Origin of the sequence: Thalassotalea mangrovi, from assembly GCF_005116735.1 — a bacterium.
GTDB lineage: Bacteria > Pseudomonadota > Gammaproteobacteria > Enterobacterales > Alteromonadaceae > Thalassotalea_A > Thalassotalea_A mangrovi.
Map to the genome: position 1 here is coordinate 89,020 of NZ_SWDB01000011.1, position 16,875 is coordinate 105,894.

Sequence of the window (16,875 nt, forward strand, 5' to 3'; positions counted from 1 at the left end):
TGTATTTGTTGTTACCACATTGAACGAACGTCAGCCTGGAATGTCAATACTAAGTATTGCATGCATTTATGCTGTCTGAATGCAAAACCACGTGTTAACAAAACTGTGAAGGTGCGATATATGAGCGATGCTCATCAAGCTATCATGTTACTCAAACAGCAAATGCAGAGAATGGTGATTGGACAGGAAGTTGTCATTGACACTTTGATCACCGCCCTGCTCACCAACGGCAATGTTTTGCTCGAAGGTTTGCCCGGAACGGCAAAAACCCGTTCGATTAAAGCGTTGGCAAATACCCTGCAGGTCAGTCTCGGACGAGTGCAGTTTACCCCGGATTTATTGCCCTCAGACATTACCGGTACCGAGATATACCAGGAAGTCGATGCAAAACCTACCCTCACCTTCCAACAGGGTCCCATTTTTAATAACTTATTGCTCGCTGACGAAATTAATCGTTCGCCAGCTAAGGTTCAGGCTGCCTTGCTGGAAGCGATGGAAGAACGACAGGTTACGGTTGCCGGCAAATCGCATTCGCTGCCAAGGCTATTCATGGTTCTGGCCACCCAAAATCCCATCGAGCAGGAAGGTACGTATCCGCTGCCAGAAGCGCAAATGGATCGCTTCATCATGAAAATCAATCTCGAATACCCTGATGATGACAGTGAAGCCAGCATCATCGCCTTAGTTCGTTCCGAAGAGCTGGCCGACGAGCAGCAGGTATCCCGGGTCAATCCCGAACATATATTTGCCGCCCGAACAGAAATCAATCAGTTGCATGTCAGTGATGAAATTGTCCGTTACATCGTCGCATTGGTTATGGCAACCCGACACCCGCAACGATATCCGGATTCACCCTTGAAGGACTGGATTCACGTTGGTTCCAGTCCACGAGCCAGCATAGCTCTCGATCGGTGTGCCCGTGCTTACGCCTGGCTTGCTCAACATGATTTTGTCGACCCGGATCATGTACGAGCGATGGCTTATAGCGTTCTTCGCCACCGCCTGATACTTAGTTACGAAGCACTGGCGGAGGGGATCACCGCCGACCAGGTTATCGATGAATTGCTCCGACAAGTAGCCAGTGCCTGAGAACGATGATGAACAGCAGTAATATCTACGTCAGCCTGAAGCAACTGGAAAAACTAAAATATCAGGCTCGTTATTTTTCCTTTACCCAGCAACAACCGGTGAACAGCGTTTTATCCGGAAAAAGCTCCTCACGGTTACGTGGCCGAGGTCTCAATTTTGAGGAACTCAGACATTACCGACCTGGAGATGACATTCGCACCCTGGACTGGAAAGTTACGCAACGAACCGGTAAAGCCCACGTTAAAGTGTTTACCGAGGAAAAAGAACGCAAAACCTATCTGGCGATTGACCAGCGCAGCTCAATGTTTTTTGGTAGCCGGGGGAAAATGAAGTCGGTGGTTGCCGCTGAGGTGGCAGCCTTAATTGCCTGGCAGATTAACAGCAGTGGTGACAGAATCGGCGCGTTTATGTTTAACGACCAGAGTATTAAAGTCATCCCGGCAAAACGCGGCAACCTCCATGTCTCCCAACTCTTGCATCAAATCGTTAAATTAAACCACAAACTTAGCTGTGATATTGAGCATCAGGAAAATGATGTGCTCAATTCGATGCTCTACAAACTAAATGCCCTGAATCAACACAACGCATTAATCATTATCATCAGTGATGGTTATGGCTGGACTCCGCAAACCAGTAGTTATGTGAAAACTATCCGGCAACATAATGAAGTGATTGCTTGTCGAATCTACGACGAATTGGAACAAAACCTACCCAGCATGCCACAGATGACTATCTCTGATGGTAAGTGGCAAATTCAGTTTTCTTCACAAAATGCGAATACGCAGCAACGCTTTCGTGAAGAGATTGAACGCCAACTGGATCAATACCGTGAATTTACCAATAAATATCGAATTCCTTTGATCACCATTAACACCGTCGAAGATCCGGTACATCAATTACGGCGCGCTCTGGGGAGAGTCGTTTGATGACGCCATTTGAAATGCCATGGGGCAACTATCTACTTAAAGATCTGGTTGAAGCACCGCCACCCACTGCCATTGATTATTGGCCACAGACCCCGGGTTGGTATCTGTTGGCTCTATTGTTGTTATTTTCATTATTCCGCTTGGGCTATCGCCGCTATCAAGGCTATCAAAATAACGCCTATCGACGCGAAGCGCTGCGCTTTATTCGTTCTCTACCCCGGGATACCGCCAATACCCGATACCAGATTTATCAACAGTTACCCGCCTTGCTGCGGGCAACCGCAATCAGTGGTTACGGTCGCAATCCGGTTGCCAACCTGACCAGTAAACGTTGGGAATTATGGCTGGACGAGAATTGCAGGCAATCGGATTTTCGTGGCAACTGTCCGAATTATCTGCACGCTCTGGCTTATGGGCCGGAACACAGTTTAAACCCCCATCAACTGACAAAGCTGTTACAGGAGGTGCAATTGTGGATCCAATTCCACCCGGGAGCCTTAGATGATTGAATTTGTCTACCCATGGAATTTTGTCCTATTGCCTGTACCTTTGGCGGTCTATTTTCTATTACCCCCCTATAAGGAACGAAAAAGCTCAGTCAAGGTGCCGTTTTTCACCCGCCTGGTGGAGTTAACCGGCGAGAAACCCGCCAGTGGTTCGGTTATCCTCAATCGCATCGTTTTGCAAAAATTGTTATTGGTCCTGGGCTGGATACTGCTGTGCATAGCGATGGCGAAACCTCAGTACATTGGCGATCCGATCACCTCAACCCGATCAGCTCGCGACCTGATGGTTGCCGTTGATCTTTCCGCATCGATGAATAAACAGGATTTCGAGAGTAATGAAGGAATCACAACCGATCGGTTTTCCGGGGTGCAATCCTTACTCATTGAATTTGTTAAGCAACGTCAAAGTGACCGCCTTGGATTGATATTGTTTGCCGATGCCCCCTATCTGCAGGCGCCATTTACCGACGATTTAGACGCCTGGATTACCCTGTTGCAACAATCCGAAGTTGGCATGGCTGGTCAGTCAACCGCGCTTGGTGATGCCATCGGCCTGGCAATCAGCGTATTCGAAAATACCGGGCAGCGTGAGCGGGTGTTATTATTGCTGACCGATGGTAAAGATACCGGCTCGAAAGTTCCGCCCCGCGACGCGGCTCAGGTTGCCGCGAATTTTGATATCACCATTTATCCTGTAGCCATTGGCAATCCAGCAACTGGCGGAGATGAAGCCATAGACCTTGCGGTTCTTGATTACATTGCCACAACCACTAATGGGCAACTGTTCAAGGCGGAGGATGGTAATCAATTACGTGACATCTACGCCAAAATCAATGAGCTGGAGCCAGAGAAATATTCATCAAGATCTTATCGGCCAAAAACCAGTATTCATTATCTTCCTATCATTATCCTGGTGATTATGTATTTGCTGACTCTCAGCCTGGTTGCCATCAGGCAAGTCTTCCACAAACACAGCCACGTTAAGGAAGTTGCTAATGATTGACTGGGCCAGCCTGCAACATTTTCACTTTATCCGTCCTGAATACCTGCTGTTATTTTTAGTGTTATTCGCTTTATTCCTAAGCTTTCGGAAAACCGATGACTCCTTGCGTTTCTGGCAACAGGTGATGTCTTCGGAGATGCTTGAACATTTGACCGTCAAAGGCAATAACGTGACCTGGTTTTCTCCCTCTCGATTAATGCCCGTCGCTGGGTGCCTGGCCATTATCGTCGCTGCTGGTCCGACAGTCACCCAACAGCCATCGCCATTTCAACAGGATCAAGCTGCCCTGGTGATCGCCCTGGATGTAACGCCAACCATGCAGCAAAGCGACCTGGCCCCTAGCCGGCTACTGCGTGCCAAGCAAAAGCTGCAAGATTTATTGACCCTGCGCGGAGATAGCGCTACCGCACTGATTGCATACGCTGGCAGTGCCCATGTGGTTATGCCGCTTACCAGGGATAGCAATATGATCAAGCAGTTTATTAAGCCATTATCGCCAGCCATCATGCCTCGCAGCGGCAAGATTGCCCAAAATATCCTGCCACCGGCTTCACAACTACTTAGTGAGACACAAGTTCCCGGAACGATTTTACTGGTCACCGATGGCGTATCCAGCGATGCTGAACAGGACTTCCAGACATTTTTCGCAAGCCACCAGCATCAACTGTTGATTTGGGCAATTGGTGATAAAAAGGTTAAAGCCAGGCCTGGCGCAGATTTCTTACCACTACAATTAGATTCACTGCAGCAGCTTAGTAAAGTCAGCCATGGCAGAATGGTTTTATTTGATCACAGTAAAGACGATGTGCGAGCCATTAATGACTATATCAACAATAACCTGATGATCATTCAGGATGGCTCTCGACCATGGCTGGACGCTGGCTACCCGCTCGTGTTTGCAGTAGCGTTCCTTTATCTGTTCTGGTTTCGACGAGGGTGGACTTTACAATGGTAACGCACACACAGGGCTCTAGTGAACAAGGGTTGCAATGGCTGAAACACAGACTTCAGAAACAACTTTTCGGCATTCGTCAATTAATTGCGAAGTACCGCAACATATTATTGCTTGGTGTTGCCATTGTGATGATTATTTTCACCAGTATTAATCCTCAGAAGTTTATCGATTTGTGGTTTACCGACGATCAACAAGGTGCCATTTTATTTAAGTTGCAGCGCTATCAAAGTGCAGCAGAGCATTTTAAAGATAGTCACTGGCAGGCCTACAGTTATTATGGAGCAGAGCAATTTGATACTGCCGCCAATCTGTTTAGCCAATTCGACACCGCCGAAGACATTCTCGCCCGCGGTAATGCCTATGCTCATGACCGCAGATACCTGCGTGCCCGCGGTGTGTATCAGGCCCTACTCGAACAATATCCGGACTACCAGCCGGCGCAGCATAATTTATCGATTGTGCAAAAACTTATTGATGAAGTAAATCGCGTATCAAAAAGCCAGCAACAGGAGGACGGTGACGCGCCTAAAGAGCTGGGGGATGACCCGCAGACCGGTGAAGGTGCGGAGCGTAAAGTTGCACCGCAGCAGTTAGAACAATACAGTGCTCAGGAATTGCTGCAGGACCCGGGTTTAGCGGACATGTGGTTGCGACAGGTGCAAAAAGATCCGGCAAAGTTCCTAGCGGTTAAGTTTGCGGTGCAACTACAACACGCCTCAGACGAGGATAATGGTAACAAATCCAATGCGAATTCGAGGCAAACGGACCGTGAATAAATTCATCCTTGGATTCGCCGTTTTGATACCATTGCTGGCCGCTGCCAATGACGATAAGCCGGATATAGCAAGGCTAATAGCAGACAATCAGCTACAAATTTCCCTGACCCGACAAACCCCGAAATCAACGATCGCGCGACAGGCTGTCATTTTACAGATTGAAGTTGCCACCAATCGCTGGTTTTCAAGAGGAACCCAGATTAACAAATTTCATCTCGACAATGCCGTTGTATTGCCTTTTGACGGCGCCGCGTTTAATTCATCACGAATGATCGATGGCGTTACCTGGGCAATCCAATCACGGGAAATCACTTTATACCCGTTAGTTCAGGGCGATTTCAACATTCCCGCGATTGACGTATTTGTCTCTGTGAACACCGAAGAGTATGGCGTTGTTGAAGGAAACTGGCAGTCGGCACCGCTCAGTTTTTATGTATCCCAGCCCAAACAACTGGCCCTGGTCGATCATTACGTCGTCACCGAAAAATTTAAGGTTCAGATCGATAGTGATTTTGACCGTTCGGCAAGTTATCAAATCGGCGATTCAGTGACACAAACCGTAAAAATATCCGCGCAGCAGGTGCCAGCAATGATGCTACCTGAATTAATTGACCCGGATATTGAAGGCATTAATATTTACAGTGAGGCGCCCGTTCTTAACGACCAACGTCAACGCGGTGAGTTTAGCAGCAGTCGTAGCCAGACCCGGACCTTAGTGTTTGAACAGGCCGGCGATTACCAGATACCCGCACAGACTTTCTATTACTGGGATCCTGAGCGCAGTGCATTACAGAAAAAAAAACTTGCCGGGTTTTCTGTCACCATCGCCACTGATCCCACCCAGCGGCCAGTATCGGAAAAAAATCAACAACTAATTCCTGTAGAGACTATCCCCTGGACGATGATTATTATCACCAGTGTGGTCTTACTGTTACTGGTGGTGGCGTTAAAATTTCGCCAGCAATTACGAAAATTTTATCGAACCGTTACTCGTCAGCAGCGGCGTCATTATCGCCGCGATTACATCAGTGCCTGCCATGAAGAGCGCTATCGTCAGGCGAGTGAATACCTGTATCAGTTTTTAAGGACAGGCAAAGCGCACTACCCGACTTTGCAGGATTACTTCCCGATGCAACCACAACGAACCTATTTACAGGAACTGTTTGCGCTCGCCTACGATATTAATGAGCCAAATCCAAACAAGAAACTGGTTACCCGGGGACGTTTTGCGCGGCGAAAAATGCTGTCGCTTTTGCACCCCCGAGCCATGCCCGAATCAAATAACCGGGAAAGCATGGAGATTTTGCAACTCAATCCCCGTGATTAAGAGCGATGAAATAAACGCCAGTAGTTTTCACTGGACAGCCTGGCGATCTCTTCCACCGACTGGCCACGCACCTCTGCTAATAATTCGGCAACATGCACGACATAAGCCGGCTGATTTTGTTTACCGCGATGTGGTACCGGTGCCAGGTAAGGTGCATCGGTTTCAATCAGAAACCTGTCATCCGGTACTTTCGCAGCTACCGCTCGCAATTCTGCGGCATTTTTAAAGGTAACAATGCCAGAAAAAGAGATATAAAAGCCCATTTCCATCGCCTGTTCTGCCATTTCCCAACTTTCGGTAAAGCAATGAAGTACGCCACCGACCTGATCTGCACCTTCTTCACGCATGATAGCCAGGGTGTCCTGTTGAGCATCACGAGTGTGGATAATCAGGGGTTTATTGAGCTCCCTGGCGACACGAATATGTTTGCGAAATGAGTCTAATTGTATTTCTTTGGTTTCCGGTGCATAGAAATAATCGAGACCGGTTTCACCAATCGCCACAACCCGGGGATCGGCGGCCAATGCTGCAAGACGTGATTGATCCACTTCGTCATCCTGATTCAGAGGGTGTGTACCACAGGAAATATCCACATGCTCATACGCCGAAGTGACTTCAGCCATATTGGGAAAGGCATCCAGAGTGACAGAGACGCATAACATTCTTGAAACCCGGGCGCTGTTAGCCTGCTCGATAACCAGATTTAGATCGTTGGAAAATTCACCGAGTTTCAGGCGGTCCAGGTGACAATGGGAATCAATAAACACTTAAATGGCTCCAGGCTTTGAAAAAACTGAAGTTTAACATGTTATCGAGGCTACGATAAACCATTGAACGCAAGGGATAGTTGAGCTTTGTGGGCCACATTAGGCCGCATGTTGTTCAATAACTTTTTTAATCATTGAATAGTTGGGGAGCAAAACGCACCGGCAAGCAAATGCAGACGTTGCCGGTTTTCATCTCTACATGGTGTAGGTTGGTTCTTTCGAATTTAACATTCGTCCCAGACTGGATTCGATTTGGTTGCGCACATTGAATTCATCATTGAGAAATGCCACACCAACACCAGTTTCTGTGCCATTGTGGGCACCGTGTGGCGTAATCCAGCACACTTGCGTGGTTAAGGTCACGTGCTCTTCCTGTCCGGGTAATAGTACCTGCAATGATATCTCATCACCGAGCTCAAATGCCTGCTCAGTTTTGATAAATAAGCCACCTTGTTTTAAAAATGGCATATATGATAAGTACAATTCTTTTTCATTGGCAAATTGCAAGGTTATTTCGGTCATTTTTACTTCCTGTCAGCCTTACCCTGTTTGGCATTGTCACCGATCAATTTTTGTAAATCAATAACTAAGGATTCAATTACGAAACTTTTATTGACCTGGGTCAGTTGCTTAAGTTGACGACTGACCATAAGCAGTAACGTATAGCATTGCTGCAGGCATTCGTCTGACAATTTGGCCAGTTCGGCCGATACCACACTTTCCCGGATGCCCTGCCATTGATTTTTAAAACGCATTGCGGCACTAAAGTGCTGGGCTAGCCAGGCAAGTGCTTTCGGCTGTTCAGTCAACAGCTCGGTAAACTCTTCATTGAAATATGGTGTTGCCAGCCATTGCGCGAAAATAGTTTCGAAATCGATAAACTCTTGTGCCACCACTTCATTCTGAAGCTGAGCTAAGTGGCTCATATTGGAATAATCATCAATTAACTGGGAAGCGACAACGTTTTCTTTTAATTGCTGGCCAACTGGCGGACGAATATCAATCAAGGTGCAACGTGAGCGTATGGTTGCCAATAAACGGTCACTGTCATGACTGGTCAAGAGTAATACACTATAAGCTGTGGGCTCTTCCAGGGTTTTTAATAGCGCATTCGCTGCTGCCTCGGTCATCAGCTCCGCCTGCTCAATGATCACCACTTTTGCCTGACCTAGTTGCGCTTTTTTAATCAGAAACTGATTCGCCTGACGTATACTGTCGACCCCGATATGGGCTTTCTCGGCTGCCACATGAACCAAATCCGGATGATTACCGGCGCGCAACAATGAGCAGGCCTTACATTGACCACAGGCTTCTCCCCACAAGCCATTGGTAGTACACAACAGTTGCTGAGCGAGCCACTGGGCAATATCCTGAGTGCCACTTCCCGGATGACCATTAAATAAAATGCCATGGGGTAAACGCTGTTGATCTAACAGTTGCGATAGTTGCTGAGCCACATCCGCTAACCAGCGCTTTTGCGAAAAGCTGTTGTCCTGCATCATCGGTTAACCGTTGTCCCGTAAATATTGGCGTAATCGTTGTTCAATCTGCTCATGCACAACCGTCATCGGTTGACTGGCATCAATAATGACAATCTTTTCATCCTGGTTGGCAAAACTTAAATATTTATCACGAACCCGATAAAAGAATTCAATTTTTTCCTGCTCAATTCGATCCAGTTCACCGCGGTTCGCTGCGCGTTGCAAGCCAATTTCCGGGTCAATATCCAGATAAAAGGTTAAATCTGGTGTAAATCCCTGCAGCGTGATATCGGCCAGGCTTTCGAGGATCTTATCGTCGATTTCGCGGCCCCCACCCTGATAGGCGCGAGATGACAGATCGTGGCGATCACCAATGACCCACCGCCCATCCTGCAATGCGGGTTTAATTACATTGTGCAGTAGTTGTGAACGGCTGGCATACATGAGTAACAGCTCGCACTCAGGGGTCAGGGTCTCGTCCAAATCTGGCGATTTGACCAGACTGCGCAGCGATTCCGCCAATGGCGTGCCGCCAGGTTCCCTGGTTTTAATGTAATCAATATGAGCGTCTCGCAAGGTGTTCTCAACCACGGCAATGGCGCTGGACTTCCCGGCCCCTTCGATACCTTCAATAACGATAAACTTTCCTTGCTGGCTCATGGCTTTCCTCTTTGATATTTATCTACGGCACGATTATGGTCTGCCAGGTTTTTAGAAAATATATGTTCCCCATTGCCTTTGCTGACAAAGTATAAATAGTCACTACTTGCCGGATTAACACTCGCGTCAAGCGCGGTTTTACCTGGCATCGCGATTGGGGTCGGTGGCAGGCCATTTATCTGGTAGGTGTTATAAGCGGTTTTTTCACGAATATTGGCGTAAGTGATATCTCCGGTATAACGTTCACCAAGGCCATAAATGATGGTTGGATCGGTTTGCAGGCGCATGCCCTTGCGCAAACGATTAACAAAGACCGCTGAAATCAATGGTTGTTCAGCCAATACGGCCGTTTCTTTTTCAATAATGGATGCCATGATCAGTGCCTGATATGGACTTTCATACGGTAAATCTTCGGCGCGCTGCTGCCAACTGTCAGCCAGCTCCTGTCGCATCCGCTGATTAGCCTGTTGCAATATGCTCAAATCCGACGTGCCTTTCGTAAACTTATAAGTATCCGGGAAAAACATTCCCTCCGGGTGGGTGACATCAGGAAAATGAGGTTGTAATTGCAGCCAGTTTTTAGCGGTGATGGTTTGCTCTAAATGGGGGTTGTTAGCGAGTAATGCTAACCATTCCTTAAAGGTTGTCCCTTCCACAAAGGTGATTTTAAACTGGTACTCTTTACCACTAACCAGCATCGTTAATAACTGTTCAAAGCTGAGCTCTGGTGATAACTGGTATGTGCCTGCTTTTACGCGGGTTACACCGGGGTTAAGCTTACCATAGAGTTTATAAGGCCAGCTTGATGCTATCCACTGTTGCTGCTCAGCATGCCTGAGCAAGCTCGAGTAACTACTGCCTTTATTAAGGGTAAACAACTGAGTGTGAGAAATTGCCAGGGGTTGTTGCACCATTTGCTGCATTTTAAAATGTACAGCGACAATGGAAAGTACAGCAATCAGAACAAGACCAGAGAGCCAACGCCACATTTAAAATATATCCTTTATTTCCCGGCTTAATGTTGTTGAAAGCGGTGTCTCCAAAAACTGCCTTACCGGGGCAATCTGCAACAGTGCGTTGGTAATAAACATCGCCTCTGCCTGCTGCAACTGCTCGATTGTATGTTTGACGATTTTAACGTTTTGCAAACCGTTTAACAATCGTTGCCTCGCCAGGCCGTTCACCCCGGCGACGCTTAACTCTGCAGTAAACCAGTCACCATCTATTTGCCAGAACAGGTTACAGCTACTGGTTTCAACCACATAACCCTGCAAATCACAGACCACCAGATCATCGTATGGCATCGTATCCAGTTCATTGCGAACCAGGACTTGCTCCAGGCGATTCAGGTGTTTAACGCCAGCCAGCATCGGATTTAACCCTAAGGTTGTGGTCGCAACCCCGAGATGAATCCCGTGTTGGCGCCAGTTATCATAGTGGCCGGGAAAGTCATTAATGGTCACGATGACGTTGGCCGGACAATCACCAGCTCTGGCATAGCCCCGCTCTGAATAACCGGCGGTAACCATGACTTTGATTACCGCCCGTTTAAACGGTGCGCTCACCTGGTTAAGGTGACTTTCAAGCCGGTTAAAATCCGGGGCTGGAATCTGCAATGTGGCACAGCTGTCTGACAAGCGCTGAAGGTGCTGTTCAAGCCAGGTAACCTTGCCGTCAATGATGCTTGCCGTGGTAAATACACCATCCCCGAAGGCGAGGCCCCGGTCGCTGATCTGGATATCGCATTGTGGAAAAAAGTTTACCGAACTGAATAACATAGGGATAAAAAATAAGCCTGTTTACCAGCTAGTAAACAGGCTTATAAAGTGAAGTGCAAGAGTTTAATGGTGATTTACAATCACCTGATTATCGCCCTAGATTTTTTTGAACAGCAATGAGCCATTGGTACCACCGAAACCAAAGGAGTTACACAGGGCATACTCAAGTTTCGCATCACGCGCCTGGTGAGGCACATAATCGAGATCACAACCCTCGCCCGGATTATCCAGGTTAATGGTTGGCGCGATCGCCTGGTTGGCCAGCGACTGGATGGTAAAAATAGCTTCTGCAGCACCTGCAGCTCCTAACATATGACCAGTCATCGACTTCGTCGAAGAGACTGCCAGTTTATGAGCATGATCGCCAAATACTGACTTGATGCCATTGGTTTCAGCAATATCTCCGGCCGGTGTCGACGTACCATGGGCATTGATGTAACCAACCTGCTCAGGATCGACCTTTGCATCACGCAACGCATTACTCATTGCTGCGGCACCACCACTGCCATCTTCTGGCGGAGAAGTAATATGAAATGCATCGCCACTCATACCAAAACCAGCCAACTCGGCATAGATTCTGGCGCCACGGGCTTTAGCATGTTCATATTCTTCAAGCATGATAACACCGGCACCATCACTGAGCACAAATCCGTCACGATCTTTGTCCCACGGGCGCGAAGCCTGCTGTGGCGCATCGTTTCGGGTAGATAATGCCCGTGCCGCAGTAAATCCACCAATCCCTAATACGGTAGAGGCTTTTTCCGCACCGCCAGCCAGCATCGCATCGGCATCACCATACGCAATCATGCGAGCCGCATGACCAATATTATGAACCCCGGTGGTACAGGCTGTGACAATCGAGATGTTTGGACCTTTTAATCCATGGATGATAGATAAATGCCCGGAAATCATATTTAGAATCGTAGCTGGGCAGAAAAACGGCGATAATTTTCGAATCCCGCTGTTTAACACCTTTTCATGGTTTTCTTCGATTAATCCAAGACCACCAATACCGGAACCTACAGCCACACCGACACGTGGGCCATTTTGTTCGGTAATTTCCAGCCCAGAGTCCGCCAGAGCCTGGTTGCCTGCCGCAATACCGTATTGGATAAATAAATCCATTTTACGGGTTTCTTTTTTGGCGATACCAAAAGATTCCGCGTCAAACCCTTTGATCAGGCCTGCAAACTTGGTAGGAAATGTACTCACGTCAAAATGGTCAATAGGACCAATACCACTGTTACCTGACATTAATTGTTGCCAGGTAGCCTCAGGGTCGTTTGCTAACGGGCTTAATAAACCTAACCCGGTTACCACAACTCGGCGCATAACGAATCCAATCTCCGTTTGAAATGACTAAATACAAAAAAGGCGGTGTAAACCGCCTGTTCAGAATCGTTAGTGATTAGCTATTTGCTGTCACGTAATCGATTGCTGCTTGAACCGTTGTGATTTTTTCCGCTTCTTCATCAGGAATCTCGGTATCGAATTCCTCTTCAAGAGCCATTACCAGTTCAACGGTATCTAAAGAATCTGCACCTAAATCATCGACAAAAGATGCTTCATTTTTTGCTTCTTCTTCTTTAACACCTAATTGCTCAACAATAATTTTTTTAACGCGTTCTTCGATAGTACTCATTTTTTTTCCTTTACTAAAATTAGCAATTATAAAAATTGCCTGTAGTTTATTCGCCAACCGGTCGCCATGCAAGTATTTATCAGTAAAATGCAGCTGGTCAAACCTGATGGCTAATCAAATAGTTAAAGCCGTAGGGGTTTAATGCTATAAAGCTTTAATGCTATAAAGCTGTAAGGCTGTAAGCTGTAAGATTGTTTCGGCTAACCTCTTATAGCTTATGGCTTATAGCTTATGGCTCAACGTTTGAAGCCGAAGGCTTCAAACGTTAAGCCATATACATCCCGCCATTAACGTGAATCGTTTCACCGTTAATGTAGGCAGCAGCATCTGATGCCAGGAATACCACAACACTTGCGATTTCTTCTGGCTTACCTAAACGGTTGGCCGGAACCTGGGAGAAAATCGCTTCTTTTTGTTCGTCGCTTAATGTTTGCGTCATATCGGTGTCGATAAAGCCCGGAGCTACCGCATTGACGGTAATGCCGCGCGAAGCCACTTCTTTGGCCAGCGACTTAGTGAAGCCTAACAGGCCTGCTTTTGCGGTTGCATAGTTTACCTGACCTGCATTACCCATGGAGCCGACTACGGAACCGATGCTGATAATACGACCAGAGCGGTTTTTCATCATTGGGCGCATTACCGCCTTGCTTAATTTATAAAGTGAAGACAGGTTAGTGTTGATAATATCATCCCACTCTTCATCTTTCATACGCATCATCAGGTTGTCACGAGTGATACCGGCATTGTTAACCAGAATATCGACGCCACCAAACTGCTCTTTAATCGCCGCGAAAAGTGCATCGACTGAATCTTGTGAGGTTACATTTAGCGCAAAGCCTTTGCCTTTACCGCCCAGGTATTCACTGATTGCACTTGCACCAGACTCTGACGTTGCCGTACCAATAACGGTTGCACCCGCAGCAGCTAATTGTTGTGCGATCGCTTTACCAATACCACGACTGGCACCAGTTACCAATGCTACTTTGTCATTTAAATTAAATAATCCCGACATCATACTTCCTTATTCTTCAAGTGCTGCTTCAATACTATCGCTAGTATTTATTGATACACAAGATAATGATTTATTAATACGCTTGGTCAAGCCTTGTAATACTTTACCTGGACCCGCTTCTACCAGGGATTCGACCCCCTGCTCCGCCATTTTCGTTACCGTTTCTGTCCAACGAACCGGGCTGTATAACTGACGAACAAGCGCATCTTTAATTTTTTCGCCATCGCTGTAAGCTTCTACATCGACATTATTAATCACCGGAATTTGCGGTGCATTAAAGGTAATGCTATTTAAGTCTTCCGCAAGTTTCTCTGCTGCGCTCTGCATTAGTGCGCAATGTGATGGTACGCTTACAGGTAACGGTAATGCACGTTTGGCACCGGCTTCCTTACATAGTTCACCAGCACGTTCTACGGCTTCCTTGTTACCGGCGATAACGACCTGGCCAGGTGAGTTAAAGTTAACCGGAGAAACTACCTGTCCCTGCGCTGCCTGCTCACAGGCTGCTTTGATTGCGTCATCGTCAAGTCCGATGATAGCAAACATGGCGCCGGTACCTGCTGGAACGGCCTGTTGCATATAAATACCGCGCTTTTCAACCAATTTCACTGCCGTGGATAACGATAACACACCCGCACAAACCAGTGCCGAGTACTCGCCGAGACTATGGCCGGCCAGTACCGATGGTGTATTGCCGCCTTCTTCCTGCCAGACTCGCCACATGGCGACACTGGCGGTCAACAACGCCGGTTGAGTAACTTGTGTCTGATTTAATTTCTCTGCAGGGCCTTCCTGAATCAACTGCCAAAGGTCATACCCTAAAGCTTCAGACGCTTCTGCAAAAGTCTGCTGGACAATGCCGTTGTCGGCAAAGTCTGCCAGCATACCGAGTGACTGTGATCCCTGTCCCGGAAACACAAATGCTAGATTCGCTTGCATAATAGTTCTCTTTAAAAACGTACGAGAGCAGAGCCCCAGGTAAATCCACTACCGAAGGCTTCCATTAGAATGATTTGTCCACGCTTGATGCGGCCGTCTCTGACAGCTTCATCCAACGCCGTAGGAATAGTCGCGGCCGATGTATTTCCGTGTTTATCGAGGGTGACAACAACCTGATCCATCGACATTGACAGTTTTTTCGCCGCTGCGCTAATGATTCGCAAGTTCGCCTGATGGGGGACCAACCAGTCGATTTCTGACTTGTCCATATTATTATGGGCTAAGGTTTCAGTAACGATTTCACTCAATCGAGTTACCGCAAACTTAAACACTTCATTGCCTCTCATATAAATGTAGGCTTTTTCTTCCGTCAGCAGGTCACCACGTTTTGGAGAGTCGGCACCAAGCAATGCGCCATACTCACCGTCGGCATGCAAATGCGTGGAAATCACACCCTGCTCTTCACTGGCTTCAAGAATGACGGCACCAGCTGCATCGCCAAACAATATAATGGTGCCACGGTCTTCGGGATCACACATGTGAGATAAGGCGTCAGCACCGATGACTAAAACTCGTTTCATCATTCCCGACTTGATAAATTGATCGGCGACACTGAGGCTGTAAATAAAGCCCGAACAGGCGGCGGCAACATCAAACGCCGGAATATTTGGTACGTCCAGATATTTTTGGACATGGCAGGCAGCACTTGGCAAATCGACATGAGAACTGGTGGTACCCATAACAATCATATCAATGTCTTTAACATCCAGTCCTGCCATATCGAGCGCCTGTTTGGCAGCCTCGGCGCCCATATAGGCGACATTTTCTTGCTCATTGGCGATTCGGCGCTCTTTGATACCGGTGCGTTCTGTGATCCATTGATCGGTCGTATCGACCATTTTTTCTAAATCCGCATTGGTGCGCACTTGCTCAGGAAAATAACTTCCCGTCCCAATAATTTTTGAATACATAAGTTTTGTTAAGACCTTTTGATTAATCCCAGTTCAACTTTATTTTTTATCTTCTCAGGAACTTGCCTTTCTACTTCTTTGACTGCTTCTAAAATTGCATTATAAAACGCAGTACTGTTGGCATTACCATGGCTCTTAACCACAATGCCACGTAATCCTAACAGACTTGCACCGTTATACTGGTCGGGGTTCAGTCGTTTTAGGATTTTTTTTAAGGTAGGATTTAATAAAACACCCAGAAATCGGGTAAATGGACTTTCATTGACGATTTTTTTGACCTTATCCACGACCATTTTCGCAACACCTTCACAGGTTTTCAGTGCAACATTGCCGACAAAGCCGTCACAAACGATAACATCGGCCTTACCGGAAAATATGTCATTGCCTTCAATAAATCCGACATAATTGATATGCGGAGTGGCAGATAACAATGCCGCTGTCTGACGGATATGATCGCTACCTTTGATGTCTTCCTCACCCATGTTTAACAAGGCAACTTTAGGCTGTTTTATATCGTCCACCTGTTCGGCAACAACGGATCCCATAATCGCAAACTGAAATAAGGTGTCCGAGTTGCAGAATACGTTAGCGCCCAGATCAAGCATAAACACATGAGAATTACTGTCGCTAATGGGTAAATGTGAAACCAGTGCCGGTCGCTCAACGCCAGGCAACATTTTCAGCACGTAATGTGCAATCAGCAATAACGCCCCGGTATTACCGGCACTAACACAGGCCTGAGCCTGGTTGTCATGCACCAGATCGAGCGCTTTGCGCATAGACGAATCTTTTTTACATCGCAGGGCAACAGCTGGTTTTTCATCCATGGCAATGGTTTCAGCGGAATGCTGAATAGAAAGTCGGGGATGATTGGAAATATGAAGTTTATCGAGATGGGATTGTATTATTTGTTCATCACCGCAGAGAACGAGATGAAGATTTGGCAATGTTTCGATCGCCAATTTTGCAGCGGGCAACGTTATAAGGGGGCCATGATCGCCCCCCATAACATCTAACGCAACCGTTAGACTCACCAAAGTGTT

The 16,875-nt window shown here is 47.1% G+C and carries 19 protein-coding genes; 7 read left to right on the plus strand and 12 right to left on the minus strand.

Annotated elements, in window-relative coordinates; genetic code table 11:
• Window positions 1–120: 120 nt before the first annotated feature.
• Genes E8M12_RS06450 through E8M12_RS06480 form a run of 7 tightly spaced genes read left to right on the plus strand, consistent with a single transcriptional unit; the run spans window position 121 to window position 6,582 of the window.
• Window positions 121–1,089 (plus strand): AAA family ATPase, encoded by a 969-nt coding sequence (locus tag E8M12_RS06450; RefSeq protein WP_136735280.1) that lies wholly within the window; start codon window positions 121–123, stop codon window positions 1,087–1,089.
• Between the two features lie 5 nt (window positions 1,090–1,094).
• Window positions 1,095–2,015, plus strand: coding sequence for a DUF58 domain-containing protein (locus E8M12_RS06455; protein ID WP_136735281.1), 921 nt, complete (start codon window positions 1,095–1,097; stop codon window positions 2,013–2,015).
• A complete protein-coding gene (locus tag E8M12_RS06460) occupies window positions 2,015–2,524 on the plus strand; it encodes a DUF4381 domain-containing protein (RefSeq protein WP_136735282.1) in 510 nt (169 codons plus the stop codon). Before E8M12_RS06455 ends, E8M12_RS06460 begins: the two co-directional genes overlap by 1 nt.
• A complete protein-coding gene (locus E8M12_RS06465; protein WP_136735283.1) occupies window positions 2,517–3,524 on the plus strand; it encodes a VWA domain-containing protein in 1,008 nt (335 codons plus the stop codon). Before E8M12_RS06460 ends, E8M12_RS06465 begins: the two co-directional genes overlap by 8 nt.
• On the plus strand, window positions 3,517–4,479 hold the full coding sequence (locus E8M12_RS06470) for a VWA domain-containing protein (RefSeq protein ID WP_136735284.1): 963 nt from the start codon (window positions 3,517–3,519) through the stop codon (window positions 4,477–4,479). The genes E8M12_RS06465 and E8M12_RS06470 overlap by 8 nt, the downstream gene beginning before the upstream one ends.
• Window positions 4,473–5,255, plus strand: coding sequence for a tetratricopeptide repeat protein (locus E8M12_RS06475; RefSeq protein ID WP_136735285.1), 783 nt, complete (start codon window positions 4,473–4,475; stop codon window positions 5,253–5,255). Before E8M12_RS06470 ends, E8M12_RS06475 begins: the two co-directional genes overlap by 7 nt.
• Window positions 5,248–6,582 (plus strand): hypothetical protein, encoded by a 1,335-nt coding sequence (locus tag E8M12_RS06480; RefSeq protein ID WP_246034039.1) that lies wholly within the window; start codon window positions 5,248–5,250, stop codon window positions 6,580–6,582. Before E8M12_RS06475 ends, E8M12_RS06480 begins: the two co-directional genes overlap by 8 nt.
• On the opposite strand, the gene E8M12_RS06485 is transcribed toward E8M12_RS06480, so the two are convergent.
• The 12 genes from E8M12_RS06485 to plsX all read right to left on the minus strand — a co-directional run bounded on the left by E8M12_RS06485 (window position 6,579) and on the right by plsX (window position 16,869).
• A complete protein-coding gene (locus E8M12_RS06485; protein ID WP_136735287.1) occupies window positions 6,579–7,349 on the minus strand; it encodes a TatD family hydrolase in 771 nt (256 codons plus the stop codon). The genes E8M12_RS06480 and E8M12_RS06485 overlap by 4 nt on opposite strands.
• 195 nt (window positions 7,350–7,544) lie before the next feature.
• Window positions 7,545–7,871, minus strand: a complete 327-nt coding sequence (locus tag E8M12_RS06490) for a PilZ domain-containing protein (protein WP_136735288.1) — start codon at window positions 7,869–7,871, stop codon at window positions 7,545–7,547.
• A 2-nt stretch (window positions 7,872–7,873) separates the two neighbouring features.
• Window positions 7,874–8,851: a DNA polymerase III subunit delta' gene (holB, locus tag E8M12_RS06495; RefSeq protein WP_136735289.1), complete on the minus strand. Its 978-nt coding sequence runs from the start codon at window positions 8,849–8,851 to the stop codon at window positions 7,874–7,876.
• A 3-nt stretch (window positions 8,852–8,854) separates the two neighbouring features.
• Complete coding sequence (gene tmk / locus E8M12_RS06500; RefSeq protein ID WP_136735290.1) at window positions 8,855–9,490, minus strand: dTMP kinase; 636 nt, start codon at window positions 9,488–9,490, stop codon at window positions 8,855–8,857.
• Window positions 9,487–10,479: an endolytic transglycosylase MltG gene (gene mltG / locus E8M12_RS06505; protein WP_136735291.1), complete on the minus strand. Its 993-nt coding sequence runs from the start codon at window positions 10,477–10,479 to the stop codon at window positions 9,487–9,489. Before mltG ends, tmk begins: the two co-directional genes overlap by 4 nt.
• Window positions 10,480–11,268, minus strand: a complete 789-nt coding sequence (gene pabC / locus E8M12_RS06510) for an aminodeoxychorismate lyase (protein WP_136735292.1) — start codon at window positions 11,266–11,268, stop codon at window positions 10,480–10,482.
• A 96-nt stretch (window positions 11,269–11,364) separates the two neighbouring features.
• Entirely contained in the window at window positions 11,365–12,600 is a 1,236-nt protein-coding gene (fabF, locus tag E8M12_RS06515; protein ID WP_136735293.1) for a beta-ketoacyl-ACP synthase II, read from the minus strand.
• A 76-nt stretch (window positions 12,601–12,676) separates the two neighbouring features.
• On the minus strand, window positions 12,677–12,910 hold the full coding sequence (acpP, locus tag E8M12_RS06520; protein WP_136735294.1) for an acyl carrier protein: 234 nt from the start codon (window positions 12,908–12,910) through the stop codon (window positions 12,677–12,679).
• A 265-nt stretch (window positions 12,911–13,175) separates the two neighbouring features.
• Window positions 13,176–13,922 (minus strand): 3-oxoacyl-ACP reductase FabG, encoded by a 747-nt coding sequence (fabG, locus tag E8M12_RS06525; RefSeq protein ID WP_136735370.1) that lies wholly within the window; start codon window positions 13,920–13,922, stop codon window positions 13,176–13,178.
• A gap of 9 nt (window positions 13,923–13,931) precedes the next feature.
• The gene (gene fabD, locus E8M12_RS06530; RefSeq protein WP_136735295.1) at window positions 13,932–14,861 is read right to left on the minus strand and encodes an ACP S-malonyltransferase; all 930 of its coding nucleotides are present in this window, start codon (window positions 14,859–14,861) and stop codon (window positions 13,932–13,934) included.
• An 11-nt stretch (window positions 14,862–14,872) separates the two neighbouring features.
• Window positions 14,873–15,832: a beta-ketoacyl-ACP synthase III gene (locus E8M12_RS06535; protein WP_136735296.1), complete on the minus strand. Its 960-nt coding sequence runs from the start codon at window positions 15,830–15,832 to the stop codon at window positions 14,873–14,875.
• Window positions 15,833–15,840: 8 nt separating this feature from the next.
• Window positions 15,841–16,869: a phosphate acyltransferase PlsX gene (plsX, locus tag E8M12_RS06540; RefSeq protein ID WP_281277706.1), complete on the minus strand. Its 1,029-nt coding sequence runs from the start codon at window positions 16,867–16,869 to the stop codon at window positions 15,841–15,843.
• Window positions 16,870–16,875 lie beyond the last annotated feature (6 nt).

Bases quoted from the DNA above. Each gene is read 5' to 3' on its own strand.
- E8M12_RS06450 (WP_136735280.1), top strand. From the start codon at position 121: ATGAGCGATGCTCATCAAGCTATCATGTTACTCAAACAGCAAATGCAG.
- E8M12_RS06455 (WP_136735281.1), top strand. From the start codon at position 1,095: ATGATGAACAGCAGTAATATCTACGTCAGCCTGAAGCAACTGGAAAAA.
- E8M12_RS06460 (WP_136735282.1), top strand. From the start codon at position 2,015: ATGACGCCATTTGAAATGCCATGGGGCAACTATCTACTTAAAGATCTG.
- E8M12_RS06465 (WP_136735283.1), top strand. From the start codon at position 2,517: ATGATTGAATTTGTCTACCCATGGAATTTTGTCCTATTGCCTGTACCT.
- E8M12_RS06470 (WP_136735284.1), top strand. From the start codon at position 3,517: ATGATTGACTGGGCCAGCCTGCAACATTTTCACTTTATCCGTCCTGAA.
- E8M12_RS06475 (WP_136735285.1), top strand. From the start codon at position 4,473: ATGGTAACGCACACACAGGGCTCTAGTGAACAAGGGTTGCAATGGCTG.
- E8M12_RS06490 (WP_136735288.1), bottom strand. From the start codon at position 7,871: ATGACCGAAATAACCTTGCAATTTGCCAATGAAAAAGAATTGTACTTA.
- holB (WP_136735289.1), bottom strand. From the start codon at position 8,851: ATGATGCAGGACAACAGCTTTTCGCAAAAGCGCTGGTTAGCGGATGTG.
- tmk (WP_136735290.1), bottom strand. From the start codon at position 9,490: ATGAGCCAGCAAGGAAAGTTTATCGTTATTGAAGGTATCGAAGGGGCC.
- mltG (WP_136735291.1), bottom strand. From the start codon at position 10,479: ATGTGGCGTTGGCTCTCTGGTCTTGTTCTGATTGCTGTACTTTCCATT.
- pabC (WP_136735292.1), bottom strand. From the start codon at position 11,268: ATGTTATTCAGTTCGGTAAACTTTTTTCCACAATGCGATATCCAGATC.
- fabF (WP_136735293.1), bottom strand. From the start codon at position 12,600: ATGCGCCGAGTTGTGGTAACCGGGTTAGGTTTATTAAGCCCGTTAGCA.
- acpP (WP_136735294.1), bottom strand. From the start codon at position 12,910: ATGAGTACTATCGAAGAACGCGTTAAAAAAATTATTGTTGAGCAATTA.
- fabG (WP_136735370.1), bottom strand. From the start codon at position 13,922: ATGTCGGGATTATTTAATTTAAATGACAAAGTAGCATTGGTAACTGGT.
- fabD (WP_136735295.1), bottom strand. From the start codon at position 14,861: ATGCAAGCGAATCTAGCATTTGTGTTTCCGGGACAGGGATCACAGTCA.
- E8M12_RS06535 (WP_136735296.1), bottom strand. From the start codon at position 15,832: ATGTATTCAAAAATTATTGGGACGGGAAGTTATTTTCCTGAGCAAGTG.